The organism is Peribacillus sp. TH14, assembly GCF_016651145.1.
GTDB classification, from domain to species: Bacteria; Bacillota; Bacilli; order Bacillales; family DSM-1321; genus Peribacillus; species Peribacillus butanolivorans.
The window spans coordinates 4,291,667-4,307,259 of the sequence record NZ_JAEKEK010000001.1 but is presented as its reverse complement, the minus strand read 5'-3'; the positions used below and the strand labels follow the sequence as shown (position 1 = coordinate 4,307,259).

Genomic DNA, 15,593 nt, shown 5'->3' with positions numbered 1-15,593 from the left:
ATAATCGGATTTCACTCTTATTTTTTTTGCAGGATAATATATTCATGCGGATAGAGATTTTTTTCATCCATGATACCCGGGAGAGATGAGATCTTTTCCCATTCTTCATCATTAATTTCCGGAAAATAAGTGTCACCTTCAAAGTTCTCATGAATTTCCGTAATATATAAGCGGTCTGTAAAAGGAAGAATTTCTTTGAAGATTTCCGCTCCACCAATCACGAAGACTTCCTTGTCACTTTTATCCGCAAACGTCTTAATTTCTGAAATATCATGTAATACAGTGCAGCCCTCTGCTGTAAATTCAAGATTTCGGGTAACGATGACATTTTCCCTACCAGGCAGCACCCTCCCGATTGATTCAAATGTTTTACGGCCCATCACAATTGGATGACCTAACGTCACTTTTTTAAAATACTGGAGATCTGCTGGTAAATACCACGGTAGTTGATTGTTTTTCCCTATCACTCGATTTTGACCCATGGCCACTATCAACGATATCATATGCTAACCTCACCTTTTATATGGGGATGGGCTTCGTAGTTTTCCAGAACAAAGTCCTCGAAATTAAAATCAAAGATATTTTTCACTTCCGGATTTATTTTCATGATTGGCAGTGGTTTGGGATCTCTTGTCAACTGCAGTTCCACTTGGTCAAGGTGATTCGAATAGATATGTACGTCCCCAAATGTATGTACAAATTCACCAACTTCTAAATCACATACTTGGGCAATCATCATCGTTAATAGCGCATATGAAGCTATATTAAACGGAACACCTAAAAATACATCGGCAGAACGCTGATAAAGCTGACACGAAAGCTTGCCATCAGCCACATAGAATTGAAAGAAAGCATGGCAAGGCGGCAATGCCATTTCGTCCAGTTCTCCCACATTCCAAGCACTTACTATCAATCTTCTTGAATTTGGATTGGTTTTAATTTGTTCAATCACTTCACTGATTTGGTCGATTTGTCTTCCATCCGCTGCTCCCCAAGAACGCCATTGATGACCATAAATCGGGCCTAATTCTCCCTTTTCATCAGCCCATTCATTCCAAATGCGCACGCTATTTTCCTGAAGGTAGCTGACATTTGTGTCACCCTTTAAAAACCATAATAATTCATGAATAATCGCTTTTAAACTAACTTTTTTCGTTGTAAGGACAGGGAACCCATCCTTTAAATTGAATCTCATTTGATATCCAAAGGTACTTATCGTTCCTGTTCCCGTACGATCACCTTTTTGAGTGCCATTTTCAAGTACATGCTTACATAAATCTAAATATTGCTTCATGGTAAACCACCTTTTCTACATTCATCCTTCTTATTTTAACGTATTTCAGCTCAATGTTTAATCTAATTGTTTAATAAAATTATAAGTCTCAGGTGCTTTTTGTCTAAGTAGTTGATTTTGTTCAAAGTTTACATAAAACATGGCAAATGTTTCTGCAAAGTATTCTTCAGGATAATTTAAAAAATAAGACTGTCCTGGAAACAGTACATCTACTTCCTTTCCCCAAATTCTCAAATAATCTATGTCCTCACGGATGCCATCATAAACAATATTATCAATGGAATGCGCAAGCTCATGTAGCTCCAAATTTACAGAACCATGTCCTTTTCCCTTATCGCTTGCACCGATTTTAACTAATACGGTATATGAACCACCCATGCCTGGAACGGAATCCCATGTTGTATCTTTATTCAAATAACCACGTGGAGCTTTCCCTTTTAAATAGGCCGCTGATTGATTTTCTGTCAAATTTCCGTTGAATAGCTTCATTCTCACTCCATGGTCTACAGTTTTCAACAGTAGGGAATGAGGAAGTGCATCAATAGTTTCTACAATCCTTAAGGCTTCCTGTTCATCGAAATCCTCTTCAGGAAATAAAAATAAACTTTGCAGTTCTTTATTATCCTGCAATATTTCCGCCTGCCTTAAAGGATTATCTTTCGTCAAATTCCGCCATTTCACTCCTTCCGCTTTAGCTAAGGATAGGGAAAGCATTGAAAGGAAACAAGCAAATAATACAAGTATTGCTATCCAATTTTTATATTTCACCTTCAACCCTTCCTTTCCTTAAATCCAATGTATATTGCGAAAATATATGTATATTAAACTATAAAAAAATCCCTATACTATTATATTAGTATAGCATATTAAGACAATATATTAACTTTATGTTTTTCTGGTAAATTTGGCTGAAGATTTCTCCCACGGAGCACCAATTCTCCGGATTTTTCATATATCAACAGTATCTAATCGTAAAAGGTTTAAGGTGATTACATGAAATCGATTAATAAAAAGGTCATCCTGCATGAGCACCGTGAACTTGCCGAAGAAGTTCTTGATATCTACAGTTTAAAAGTGTTTATCATTCTCGACCTTTTGCTGTTCTCTATTTTCTTCGGTATATTGCTACATCCTTTACTCACTTCACTCTGGCTTAACTTTTTTTTACCTTTTCTTTTTTTCACAACATTTACTGTCATTCTTCAACTATTTGATATTTTCCAAAGAAAAAGCTGACATCATTTTGATGTCAGCTCAGACTGTAGACAAACTCGATGAAAATCGAGTTTGTCTACAGTTTTTTTGAGGGGTTGTAAAAATTCGAACGTTGATTGGAACGTAGGGCACTCGCTTTCCGCGGGCGGTCAGTGAGCCTCCTCGGCGCCTTTGCGCCTGTGGGGTCTCCCTTGGACACGCTTTTCCCGCAGGAGTCTCGCACCTTCCGTTCCAATCAACTTTGTTTTAACAATTAGAAATAAACACTTTTTCCTACAGTCTTTTTTGTTTTAATATAGGAGTATTAAAACTTGTGGTGATGACTATGCTTTCGAAACATAATTCTATTCAGCGAGATCAACTTGAAATGATTACTTTGGATCAACTGGTGCCAGCGAACCATTTGGTTCGTAAAATTGAGGGGGCCATTGACTTCACTTTCATTTATGACTTGGTGAAAGAGATGTATTCAGAGATAGGCCGCCCAAGTATTGATCCAGTTATTTTAGTTAAATTGACATTCATTCAATATACCTTCGGTATTCGTTCGATGCGTAAAACGATTGAAGAAGTTGAAACGAATATGGCTTACCGTTGGTTTTTAGGTTACGGTTTCCATGATAAAGTACCTCACTTCTCAACGTTCGGGAAAAATTATGAGCTTCGCTTTAAAGATACAGACCTGTTTGAACAGATTTTTTATCGTATCTTAATGACAGCCTCAGAAAGAAAGTTAATTAGTGCAGAGCACGTATTCGTTGATTCAACACATGTGAAAGCCAGTGCGAATAAGCGTAAGCGGAAATTCGAAAAGAAAATCGTTCGTAAGGAAACACGAGCATATCAAGGACGCCTTCAAGAAGAAATAAATCAAGATCGTGAAAACAATGGAAAGAAGCCTTTTCCACCGGATAAATTTGATAAAGAAGAAACCAAAGAAATTAAAGAAAGTTCAACTGACCCTGAGAGTGGCTACTATGTAAAAGATGAACGAACAAAACAGTTTGCCTATTCATTTCATGCGGCTGCAGACCGCAACGGTTTTGTGCTGGGGACGATTGTAACACCAGGAAATACGCATGATAGTCATACCTTAGAGCCTCTTGTTGAACAAGTGATTGAGAAAGTTGGAAAACCTGAAGCTGTTGCCGCAGATGCAGCTTACAAAACACCAGCCATTACAAGCTACCTTTTTGGGAAAGAAATCACACCAGCTTTACCCTATACACGTCAACGGACAAAAGAAGGGTTCTTTCGCAAGCATGACTATGTTTACGATGAACATTTTAATTGTTATCTCTGCCCATCGGGCGAGATTTTAAAGTACTCAACAACAAATAAAGAGGGCTATCGCGAGTACAAATCACCCAAACACACTTGACATGCTCATTTTTATCACAGTGTACAGTAAGCAAAGACCATCAAAAAGTGGTGACACGCCATATCTGGCAAAATTATATGGAAGAAGCAGATCATCTGCGTCACCACAAGGATGTAAAACCTATATATGCGAAACGCAAAGAAACAATAGAGCGTGTATTCGCAGATGCAAAAGAAAAGCATGGTATGCGTTGGACTACTTTAAGGGGACTTAAAAAATTGTCGATGCAGGCGATGCTTACATTCGCTGCCATGAATTTAAAGAAGATTGCCAATTGGACATGGCAAGGTCCAAGAATGGCTTAATAAAGTGGGCTCGTAGAGGCCCAATCTCTTAATCTTGATCAAAATTCAAAGGGAATTTCAAAAGGGGTCCAGAATTAAAACATTCTGGACCCCTTTTGTCTACAAACTGAGCTGACATCATTTTGATGTCAGCTTTTATTATTGAGTGTTTAACCGTGTTCTTTAACCCTTTTTTCTTTCTTAAAATGAAATACGATCGTAGTGCCGAAAATAATGAAAATAAAGGCAAAGAAGATAGCATGAGGAATTTCAATCCCTGCAACAGCAATAAGCATTTTTATAGCAATGAACCCTATTAAAACATATGCTGCAGTTTCTAATTCTGGAATCTTATCAATCAGCTTTAAAAATAACCCAGCCACGCCCCTCATCATCAAGACACCAATCATCCCACCGGTTAAGAGGACCCAGACTTTTTCACTTACCCCAAAGGCGGCCAATACGCTATCGACGGAAAATGCAATATCCATCAATTCTACAGCAGCAACCGTTCCCCATAAGGTACCAAACATGCGGATCAGTAAGCTGTTTTTACTCATTCCCTGAATATCTTCATCGTTTACAGCTTGTTTTTTTCTTTTATCTCTAAAGTATTTGAACGAGAGCCAACCAAGGTAGGCGGCTCCAATGACCTTCACCCACCAAAGTTTAATGAGGAAAACACCTATTCCAATTGCTACAAACCGGAAAGCATAAGCACCTAACAAACCATAAAAAAGAGCTTTTTTCCGTTGTCTTTCCGGCAGGTGCCTGACCATTACCGCCAAAACCAAAGCGTTATCCGCTGACAGTAGACCTTCCATTAATACGAGCGTACCAATCAATCCCCAGCTAACCGGGTCGGTTAAAACCTCACCCCACATATTCCAGTCAAAAAATTGAGCATATGTATTAATGACGTTATTTAACAACTCTGACATGATGAAGACTCCTCTGCTACTGTAACTATAAAAGTAGAAACCCAATTGAAAAAGATCATCTTACTTAACTAGCTTTAAAATATCTAATCTTGTACTTTGTTTAACACAAAATAAATACGTTGCATAACAACGTATCATTTAATACTTATATAACAATTATCATACTCTTACATGTGCTTAAAATCAATGGAACCAAGCTACTAAGAGAGTCTTTGTTTACTTGTCCACTCTGGGGGTGTATTTTTATCCCAATATATTTTTCCTAAATCATAATGGGTCGCATATGAATCATGATAGGTATGATAATGAAAATCAAACCAATATCCCTCTAATGGCGGATTCTCCTGCCTGACATGGAACCGCATGATATCCTTGCCGCTTATCGAATCAAATATATGAAAAATTTTCTCCGCTCTACCCGCACTTGGCTGCTCTGTAATCGTTAATTGCTGTAATTTTTCATCAGGAAATTGGGCCGTTATTTCTGTAATAGCATCTTCCATTTTTGGTAATATGGCTATTTTGAATTCATCACCAATTTTAGGATTGATTTTCTCGCCAAATTTCATAAATGCGTTTTCCTCAGCTTTATTCAGAATGCCTGATAAGAACTCTTCCCGATTAAATTCCTCTTCTATATCAGTAGGTTTTTGAGAAGAAAGATAGGATAAATGTTCTTCTTCTACTAACCCTTTTTTAGTATCCTTTAACGAATCGGCTTCAGCCAGCCACGATAGATCTGAAGGGGTGACAAGCCCAAATGTCAAAACGGATACTAAAATGACGAGACTTTTCCTGAACCAAACCGTCGCTTTCAAATTTCACACTCCCCCTTCTTCTTATTATTTTCTTTATATTTAGTATACTTTTATTTTTTAGTAATTACGAATAAATAGTTACCCAGGTTTCAAAAATCTTTAAAATGGATAAATACCTATATAAAGTTCATGAACCCAATCTTTTTTACTAAATATCCACTATTCAATTTGTAAATGAAGGATTTTGACGATATTTGGAGAACTTAATAAGATTCAAGTCTTTTTAAGGAGGGGTCTTATATGGCTTTGACTACGACTGCCATGGTGGCTTTATGTCTTGTAACGTTAGCATTTTTCGTATATTTATCATTTGCTGATTAAGAATAAATAAATACCTACGAAAAATCTCCTTGTCATTCATCAGTAATGACAAGGTTTTCTTTTAAAAAAGGCGTTACGACTTGGCAGATAAAAGGACTGAATACTGGAGGAATTACTTTGGAAAACAACAATGGAAACACTAAAGATGATTACAAGAGGGAAACAGCCACAGGGAAGGCCGGAATGGTCGTTACCGCTCATCCCGTAGCTACTTCCATTGGGGAAAAAATATTACGTGAAGGTGGAAATGCGGTTGATGCGGCGGTTGCCATCCAATTTGCTCTGAATATTGTAGAACCTATGATGACTGGTATCGGTGGCAGTGGTTTTCTTATGGTATATAACGAAAAGAATAATGAAACTAAAATATTCGATGGCCATGTAAGAGCACCTAAAGCCGCGCATCCAAACATGTTTCTTGATGAAAAAGGGGAAGTCATCCCATTTAAAAAACGTTCGATTAAAGCTACAGCAGTTGGTATTCCAGGAATTCTTAAGGCTATGGATGAAGCTCTCTCCGAATACGGTAGTAAGACATTAGCAGAACTTATTGAGCCCTCTATTGAATTCGCTGAAAAAGGAGTTCCTGTCAATTGGGTATTTTGTGATGCCCTTGAAAATTTTGAGTATCGGTTAGGTGAAGAAGCCCGTAAATTCTTCATTCCAAACGGTAAACCATACAAAGCTGGTGACCTCCTAATAAAAGAAAAATTGGCTAATACCTATCGAATATTACAGCGTGATGGAATTTCCGCTTTTTATGAAGGTGAAATCGGAGAAGGAATCATTTCCTGTATTCAGGAACTTGGAGGTTTTATGGAACTTTCTGATTTACAGGACTATAAAGCAACCATTGATGAACCAATGTTTGGTACTTATAAGGATTACCAAATTGCTTCATCGATGGCCCCAAGTGCAGGAGGATTCACTGTCATTCAAATTCTAAAAATATTGGAGAGCTTCCACTTAGAACAATATGATGTGCATTCATGGGAAAAATATTACTTAATTGCCGAAGCAATGCGTCTAGCATTTACTGACAAAAAGGCTTTTCTAGCTGATCCCGAATTTGCCGAATTACCATTAAAGGGTCTTTTGCATGATGAATATATAGCTAAACGACGCTCATTCATTAATTTTAAGGCAAGAAATAATGCAATTGACTTTGGAAATCCTTGGATATATGATTCTGTGAAACAAAGGGATGTCATCCCACAACCAAATGACGAAGAACGTAGTGAAACGACTCATTTTACTGTCCGTGACAGATGGGGAAATATTGCCGCATGTACATCAACTGTCGAACATCCATTCGGTTCCGGTATCATGGTTTCCGACTATGGCTTCATGCTGAATAACGAACTGACGGATTTCGATTCCATTCCAGGCGGTATGAATGAAGTACAGCCAAATAAACGTCCTGTCAGCTGTAAAAGCCCAACCATCATCTTTAAAGACGGTGAGCCTATATTGACGCTAGGTTCTCCAGGAGGACCGACCATCATCAGTTCAGTCGTACAAACGATCATAAATGTACTTGATTTAAAAATGGACTTAAAAGCAGCCATTGAAGAACCTAGAATTTTCACTCCTATGGGCCCTCATATTGAATGGGAATCAGGTATTGATATGATTAGCAAAGGCCACTTAGAAGCAATGGGCTTTGCATTTAATGAAGTGCCCCATTCTATAGGGAATGTTCAGGCAATACAAATCAACCCGGCTGACGGGTCAAGCTATGGTGCTGCAGATTCAAGCCGTGAGGGCTGTGCGGTAGGTCTAAATGAGTTAGATTACAAAGCTTAATCACAGTACAGAAATGTAGCCATAATGAAATTTGGATGTTTTTCTCTTTAATACTTCAAATCCAAATTCCTCAAAGCGGGAGCTGCGAAAATGGTCCTTCAACACGACTCTCTTTCGCGCAACCCGCTTGGCTTCTTTCATTATTTCCATTGTTAAGTCGTGACCTTCCGCAAAATGAGCCAATCCCCTAATCCCATTTGATTCTTGAATCGTTTCCTCAAACATTGGATCGAAATATACCACATCGAAATGATTATCCGGTAATGTTTTCAATAACTCGTAATGATCAGTATGAATGACCTTAATTCTTCTCATCGCTTGAATCATCTTTTCATCTGCATTCTCCCATGTTTTCAAACCATGGTCAACGAGCAAGGCCAAGTATTGATTTTCTTCCAAAGCACTAATCTGTCCATTTTCTCCAGCAGCAAAACTTGAGACAATCGCATCTGAGCCCAAGCCCATTGTACAATCAAGCACAGTACTTCCTTCCTTTATATCTCCAGCAACGAGAAAAGGATCACTTTCTCCTTGTTTTATTCTTTTTATTCGGATCATAGCAAGGTTTGGATGAAAAAAGAATGGCTCTTTTTCTTCAAACCGATATAGCTCCATTCTCATTTTTCCAAAAACAAGGCAATCATCTTCACCATTTTCTGATTGAATCGCCCTAACCGAGCGTTTTCTTCGGGCAATAAAAGGAATATGTAATTTTCCTGCTAACTTTTTGGCCATCATTATTGTCTCATTATCGGCTCTTCCTGCTGTTGTGATAAACATCGTCCTACCCCTTTAAACTGTTAAAAATTTGAAAAAGAATGCCCTGTTTCCAGGACATTCTACTTTATCACTTATTTCACTTGACTAAATGCTGCTAACAAGTTATCCATAATAGCTTCCATCGGCTGGCCTTCAATTTCATGACGTGGAATGAAATGTAAGACTTCTTTGCCTTTTAAAAGTGCCATGGATGGCGAAGAAGGTTCAATTCCGTCAAAATACTCACGCATTTTGGCTGTTGCTTCTTTATCTTGACCAGCAAATACGGTTACAAGATGCTTTGGTTTATCCTCTGCTTGGAGAACAGCTTGAGTAGCAGCTGGACGAGCTAACCCGGCAGCACAGCCACAAACTGAATTCACTACAACCAATGTTGTACCCTCGACAGCTTCCATAAAGTTTTCAACAGCTTCAGCGGTTTCTAACTCCTCAAAACCTGCTTGAACTAATTCAGCACGCATAGGCTTCACCATTTGTTTCATATATTCATCATATGCCATAGACATAAAAAAACCTCCTTGGTTACAATTCTTCAATTAGTATAATCATACTATATTCTTAAGTCCATATGCAAAAATGACGCTTACAACTTTTGTTAAAGTATTTATGAAACCGTGTTAGCACACAAACTGGTCAAATATCAAATATTAAACACTATAAAAATAGTCTTCTCAAAGAAACACGGTAAAAGAATTGATTTAATTCTTCTACCGTGTTTTTATTTCACATGATCTAAATTAAACTTTCATTACGCCGCCTGAACTAGCATTAGTTACAAGTTTAGAGTAACGGGCTAAATAGCCTGTTTTAACTTTTGACTCGAAACCTTTCCAGTTAGCTTTGCGTTTTTCAAATTCTTCATCGGAAATTTCTAATTCGATTTTACGATTATTCAAATCTAACTCGATGATATCTCCATCTTCTACAAATGCGATTGGACCACCTTCAGCTGCTTCTGGGGAGATATGACCGATACTGATGCCTCGAGATGCACCTGAAAAACGTCCATCAGTAATTAATCCCACTTTAGCACCAAGACCTCGGCCAACGATTTGGGAAGTAGGCGCCAGCATTTCCGGCATGCCCGGCCCGCCTTTTGGACCTTCGTACCGGATGACAACAACATTACCTTCTTTTACTTTGCCAGTAATAATTCCAGATAATGCATCTTCTTGTGAATCGAAGCAGATCGCTGGCCCTCTGTGGTATCCACCAACAGATTCGTCAACAGCACCCACTTTAATAATTGAGCCTTGAGGAGCAAGGTTACCAAACAATACAGCAAGACCACCACGTTCAGAATGCGGGTTATCCAACGGATGAATAACATCCTTGTCCAATATTTCACAACCCTCAACATTTTCGCGTAGCGTTTTACCTGAAACAGAAAGACAATCACCGTTAAAGGCACCTGGTTTTTTAAGTAACTCATGTATAATTGCGCTCACACCACCAGCATTGTGTACATCTTCAATATGATAATCAGATGCTGGGGCAATCTTCGCAAGATGTGGTACGCGGTTTGCTATTTCATTGATGCGTTCCATAGGATATTCAAAACCTGCTTCATGTGCCAATGCAAGTGTATGAAGCACTGTGTTAGTCGAACCACCCATCGCCATATCCAAAGCAAATGCGTTATCAATTGCATCAATCGTTACGATATCACGAGGTTTAATATCTTGTTTGATTATTTCCATCAATTGTTTGGCAGATTTTTTAACAAAATCCTTACGTTCTTCGGCTACAGCCAAAATTGTACCATTACCTGGAAGTGCAAGACCTAAACCTTCGGCCAAACAGTTCATGGAATTTGCTGTAAACATCCCTGAACAAGAACCGCACGTAGGACATGCAACTTGCTCAAGTTCTTGCAAATCTTCTTCATTTATATTACCCGCTTGGTATGCTCCTACACCTTCAAAAACAGACGTTAAAGAAAGAGATTTACCGTTTTTGTCTTTCCCTGCCTTCATAGGCCCGCCACTTACAAATATTGTAGGAATATTAACACGAAGAGCTGCCATCATCATCCCCGGTGTAATCTTGTCACAGTTTGGAATACAAACCATACCGTCAAACCAATGTGCAGATACAACCGTTTCTACAGAATCCGCAATAATCTCACGGCTTGGTAAAGAATAGCGCATACCAATATGGCCCATGGCAATTCCATCGTCTACCCCAATTGTATTAAATTCAAAAGGAACACCGCCAGCTTCACGAATGGCTTCCTTCACTATTTTACCGAATTCCTGAAGGTGAACATGACCTGGAACGATATCAATGTATGAATTACAAACCGCGATAAATGGTTTTCCGAAATCTTCTTCTTTAACACCTCTTCGCACGCAAAAGGCTTCTGTGTGGAGCACGGTCGATTCCTTTTGTAATCATATCACTTCTCATATTTGATGTAGACATTTGTTGTAACCCCCAATTTTCACTTCTCTAATAATTTAATATAATCTAATTTTTAGTATACTCTAAAAATTCTAACATATTTACATACAAATGCAACCATTCAACTCTTAAATATCCATAAAAAAGTTTTACTAAAATAATAGAAAAGATATTTTTCTCCTATAAGAAATGGTTTCATGTAGAAAACATACTATTTCGCATGTTTTTGACTGTTAATAAATCAAAAACACATGATTGGTCAGTAAAAACTGTACTCGTTCAATCGACAAGCATAATTTTCACTAAAATTACCCAAGTCAAAAGTTGTTATGGTATCAATACACCAAGGCATATAAAAAAATCATTTCTGCAGAGGATGCTCTCTGTGAATCTGACTAACTGAAAATCTGGTTACAAAATATGCCCTAAAGCGGGACATTTTTAGAGCATAAAAATAACAAAAAGGCATCCGGAATTAAGTCCATCCGAATACCTTTTGCCTACAAAATAGAAACATGCAATTTGTATGATTTGTTGATAAAACGATTTTTAATCAAAGTCACTTGTCATTTGTTTGCCTTGATTCTGTCATTTGCTTCCAAACTGAACCCTTTGCTTCTTCTCCGTTTTCTATTCGGTCAATAGCCATTTTAACCTGTAGAGCCACTTCGAACTCTGGGTCCTGTTCAGCTTGTTTTAAATAGGGTAGGACTGTTTCATTTCCCACTTCATATAAGAACATCGCAGCCCTCCACCTTACTAGTTTATTTTTATCTGATAAGGATTGCGACATTTCTCCCATTGCTTCTTCAAAACCTAGATCAGATAAACAGTCACCCGCTGTTCGTCTTACTGCCACACTTGAATCTTTCAATGCTTTGTACAAGCTCGGAAGTACTTTTGTATCCTCGATCATCCCTAAGTAAACAACAGCAAGTCGACGAATAGAGACTTTACTATCAGACAAGGCTATATCCAATACTGGAATCTCTTCAACCGTTGGATCTTCCATTTGTTCTAACGCTTGATAACGTTTTTCCCAATTTTCATCATTCAACATTTCTGCGGTTAGTTTTATTTTGGGACGCTTCACGAATGCCTCTTTTTTATCAACGGTTTCTTGAGCAGCAGCTACTAGCTGGTTAATTCGTTCTTCCGGAAAAGCGGCAACCAACTCATCCGCTACTTCTTTCACGATATCATCCATATCCCCGTAACGGATACCATAATCCTTCCATTTTCGGAGCAAGACTACATTATCGTCTTCTTTTTGAGCAGCAGCAATACCTTTAATAAAATATTCTGGTAAAGCAAAGCGTTTTTCATGTTGGCTATCACTTGCTTTAATTTGCATCGGAATTCCTTTGAATTGTTGAATAGCAACTGTTACTTCACCATAATGTTCATTTATTACCGTTTGTTGATTTTGTTCTTCAGTTTTCTCACCAAACACTTGACGAATTTGGACCAAGATATCTTTCCAATCATATTTCGCATTACGCTCAACTGCTAAAAAGTCGGCAACATGATATACGCCTTTCACCCCTTCAATCGTAAATAAATCTTTAATAAGCTGAGGTGCTTGATCGGCTTGATTTTTTTTATAATTATTACTTTTACCTGCTAAGAGCTCTTCTGTTAGATTAATTTTCATTGTATTTGGACTTGGTGTAGGTTCTATTGATTTTATTTTCAATACTTTTCTCTCCTTTTACAAGACGTACTCATGTACTAGATTTTATCACAATGGCCACAGATTCTCATGCAATTGAGATAGACAAAAAAAGACTGGACCAAGCATACTTCCCCTGGACCAGTCTCTCACTTATTCCTCTTCTAATTTTTCCGCTAAATACGTCCATCTTCCCATCATATACTCTAATTTATCTGTTAGTTCTTTTTCCTCTTCAAGAAGCAGACGAACTTTTTCAAAGTCGCTCCCCGCTGCTGACATTTCTGTTGTGATGTCTGTCAGACGCTGCTCGACATGTTCCATGTTACCTTCGATTTCTTCCCATTCCTTACTTTCCGCATAGGTTAGTTTTTTCTTTTTCTTTTCTGTGCGGTTTATCTGAGGCTCTGGCTTTTTTTCAAGAACGGTCTCTTCTGTTTTTTCCTCTAAGAACTCTGAATAGTTGCCATAATAAAAATCAATTTCACCTTTATTTTTGAAGACAAGGAGCTGATGACAGGTTTTATCAAGAAAATAACGATCATGTGATACGGTAATAACTACACCTGAAAACGTTTCTAAATAATCCTCGAGAACTGTCAAAGTTTGCGTGTCCAAGTCATTCGTCGGTTCATCCAAAAGCAGGACATTAGGTGCTCCCATTAAGATGTTAAGCAGATACAAACGTCTTTTTTCTCCTCCGGACAGCTTGCGTATTGGGGTACCATGAGAACCCATTGGGAATAAAAATCTCTCAAGCATCTGTGCAGCAGTAATAAAACTGCCATCCTTAAGAGCGATTGAATCAGCTGTTTCCCGGATATATTCTATCATGCGAAGATTCTCATCCATATCAACGCTTTCTTGCGTATAATAACCAATTTTCACTGTTTGTCCTATTTCAAGATTTCCTTCATCTATCGATTCTCGCCCAGCCAAAATGTTCAATAACGTAGACTTTCCGCTGCCATTATTACCTACGATTCCAATGCGGTCACCTGGCTTGAATAGGAAGGAAAAATGTTTGATGATAGACTGATCACCAAAAGATTTAGAAATATCTTGCATCTCCAGAACTTTTTTCCCAAGGCGGGCACCACTTAATTCCATTTCAAGACTTTCAGTTTTTTGCTTATCTTTCACACCCGTTTCTAATGTTTCAAAACGTTGAATCCGTGCCTTTTGTTTAGTGGTACGTGCCTTTGCACCTTTACGAATCCACGCTAATTCTTTTTTAAATAGACTTTCCTTTTTCGTTCGTTCGGTCGATTCGTTTTCTTCCCGAATAGCTCTTGATTCTAAATAGTCAGCATAGTTTCCTTTATATTCGAAAAGCTGTGACTGTGCGATTTCCCAAATTTTATTGGAAACCCGATCAAGAAAATAACGATCATGGGTCACAAATAAAACGGACTTCTGATATTTAGCCAAATATTCTTCGAGCCAGGTAATGCTTTCAAAATCAAGATGATTCGTAGGTTCATCCAAAATAAGCAGATCAGGAGTTTCAATCAAAGTCTTTGCCAGAGCGGCACGTTTTTTTTGGCCACCTGACAGTTCACCCAATTTCCTTGAATGATCTGGAAGACCAAGCTTTGTCAATATAGTTCGTGCGTTCGCACTTGTATCCCAGGCACTAAGGGCATCCATTTCCTGTTGTTGCTTTAACAACCGGTCTTGAGTTGTGCTATTCTGTGGATCTAATTGCAGCTGAACGAGTGTTTTTTCATATTCCTTAATTAACGAAAATACTGGAGTTGAACTTTCATACATATACTCCATAATCGTTAATTTTTCATCAAAATAAGGATCTTGAGATAAATAGGAAATCGTATAATCATTTGGATGATCCTTCGTTCCCAAATCACTATCTTCTAAACCTGCAATAATATTCAAAAGTGTGGATTTTCCAGTTCCGTTTATACCAACGATCCCAATCTTTTCGCCTTCGGTAATGGAAAAAGAAACATCTTTAAATAATAGCTTTTCCCCTTGTGTTTTCATTACATGTTCCATGCTAAAAACTTTCATAATCGTACATCCCATTCCTTGTAAAATTCCTCTAAAAAGCTAACCATATACTCATGCCTTTCACTTGCAATCTTCTTAGCTGTACAGGTGTTAAGCATGTCTTGTAACCGTAATAATTTTTCATAGAAGTGATGAACGGAAGAGCTTTTACCCATCCGATATTCCTGTTTTGTCATCTTCTCACGTACAATAAGTGACGGATCATACATTGGTTGCCCCTTTTTTCCGCCATATGCAAATGTCCTGGCAATCCCAATGGCACCAATCGCATCCAAACGGTCCGCATCCTGAACTATTTCCGCCTCAATAGAAGGAAGTTGTACGTGTCCAGAACTATAAGAAATTGTGGTGATAATCTGTTTAATATCCTTAACAGTATCTACATCCAAGTTAATTTCCCTAAACCAGTCATCCAGCTTTCTCCAACCTGCATCGACATCCTGATTTAATTTATCATCCGGAATATCATGAAGGAGAGCCGCCAATTCAATGATAAATTCATTTCCTTTTTTTTCTTCTCTTGCAATATGTAAAGCCAGCTTTCGAACGCGATCGATATGGAACCAATCATGACCACTGGCATCAGAATTCAATTGGTTATATACATACTTTTCCGTAAGTTCAATTATAGTTTGTTTCATTTCACC

Annotated in this window: 12 protein-coding genes and 2 pseudogenes; 3 read left to right on the top strand and 11 right to left on the bottom strand. The window is 38.0% G+C overall.

The window, feature by feature from the left end; genetic code table 11:
- Positions 1 to 17 precede the first annotated feature (17 nt).
- The 3 genes from JFU50_RS21020 to JFU50_RS21010 are packed head-to-tail and all read right to left on the bottom strand — an operon-like array spanning position 18 to position 2,062.
- Positions 18 to 503: a dihydrofolate reductase gene (locus tag JFU50_RS21020; protein ID WP_201185440.1), complete on the bottom strand. Its 486-nt coding sequence runs from the start codon at positions 501 to 503 to the stop codon at positions 18 to 20.
- Positions 500 to 1,294, bottom strand: a complete 795-nt coding sequence (locus tag JFU50_RS21015; protein WP_201223946.1) for a thymidylate synthase — start codon at positions 1,292 to 1,294, stop codon at positions 500 to 502. The genes JFU50_RS21020 and JFU50_RS21015 overlap by 4 nt, the downstream gene beginning before the upstream one ends.
- 57 nt (positions 1,295 to 1,351) lie before the next feature.
- Entirely contained in the window at positions 1,352 to 2,062 is a 711-nt protein-coding gene (locus JFU50_RS21010) for an anthrax toxin lethal factor-related metalloendopeptidase (RefSeq protein WP_309557831.1), read from the bottom strand.
- Positions 2,063 to 2,287: 225 nt separating this feature from the next.
- Between JFU50_RS21010 and JFU50_RS21005 the strand changes: the two genes are divergently transcribed.
- Together JFU50_RS21005 and JFU50_RS21000 are read left to right on the top strand one after the other, a co-directional pair.
- Positions 2,288 to 2,530 (top strand): hypothetical protein, encoded by a 243-nt coding sequence (locus JFU50_RS21005; RefSeq protein WP_053346628.1) that lies wholly within the window; start codon positions 2,288 to 2,290, stop codon positions 2,528 to 2,530.
- A 304-nt stretch (positions 2,531 to 2,834) separates the two neighbouring features.
- Positions 2,835 to 4,195: pseudogene (locus tag JFU50_RS21000) on the top strand (IS1182 family transposase).
- 149 nt (positions 4,196 to 4,344) lie between these two features.
- Here the strand turns inward: JFU50_RS21000 and JFU50_RS20995 are convergent.
- Entirely contained in the window at positions 4,345 to 5,115 is a 771-nt protein-coding gene (locus JFU50_RS20995; RefSeq protein WP_201223945.1) for a TerC family protein, read from the bottom strand.
- A gap of 200 nt (positions 5,116 to 5,315) precedes the next feature.
- Positions 5,316 to 5,933, bottom strand: coding sequence for a YpjP family protein (locus tag JFU50_RS20990; protein WP_201223944.1), 618 nt, complete (start codon positions 5,931 to 5,933; stop codon positions 5,316 to 5,318).
- Between the two features lie 438 nt (positions 5,934 to 6,371).
- Here JFU50_RS20990 and ggt point away from each other — a divergent pair, with 438 nt between their 5' ends.
- On the top strand, positions 6,372 to 8,060 hold the full coding sequence (gene ggt, locus JFU50_RS20985) for a gamma-glutamyltransferase (protein ID WP_242489068.1): 1,689 nt from the start codon (positions 6,372 to 6,374) through the stop codon (positions 8,058 to 8,060).
- Here ggt and JFU50_RS20980 read toward each other — a convergent pair whose 3' ends face one another.
- The 6 genes and pseudogenes from JFU50_RS20980 to JFU50_RS20955 form a co-directional block, all read right to left on the bottom strand.
- A complete protein-coding gene (locus JFU50_RS20980) occupies positions 8,061 to 8,840 on the bottom strand; it encodes a class I SAM-dependent methyltransferase (protein WP_201185445.1) in 780 nt (259 codons plus the stop codon). It lies immediately after the preceding gene.
- A gap of 71 nt (positions 8,841 to 8,911) precedes the next feature.
- The gene (locus JFU50_RS20975) at positions 8,912 to 9,346 is read right to left on the bottom strand and encodes a BrxA/BrxB family bacilliredoxin (protein ID WP_201185447.1); all 435 of its coding nucleotides are present in this window, start codon (positions 9,344 to 9,346) and stop codon (positions 8,912 to 8,914) included.
- 231 nt (positions 9,347 to 9,577) lie between these two features.
- Positions 9,578 to 11,264, bottom strand: a pseudogene (gene ilvD, locus JFU50_RS20970) (dihydroxy-acid dehydratase).
- 538 nt (positions 11,265 to 11,802) lie between these two features.
- A complete protein-coding gene (locus JFU50_RS20965; protein WP_053346633.1) occupies positions 11,803 to 12,939 on the bottom strand; it encodes a conserved virulence factor C family protein in 1,137 nt (378 codons plus the stop codon).
- Positions 12,940 to 13,068: 129 nt separating this feature from the next.
- The gene (locus JFU50_RS20960; RefSeq protein WP_201223942.1) at positions 13,069 to 14,946 is read right to left on the bottom strand and encodes an ABC-F family ATP-binding cassette domain-containing protein; all 1,878 of its coding nucleotides are present in this window, start codon (positions 14,944 to 14,946) and stop codon (positions 13,069 to 13,071) included.
- Positions 14,943 to 15,587, bottom strand: a complete 645-nt coding sequence (locus JFU50_RS20955) for an HD domain-containing protein (RefSeq protein ID WP_057216833.1) — start codon at positions 15,585 to 15,587, stop codon at positions 14,943 to 14,945. Before JFU50_RS20955 ends, JFU50_RS20960 begins: the two co-directional genes overlap by 4 nt.
- Positions 15,588 to 15,593 lie beyond the last annotated feature (6 nt).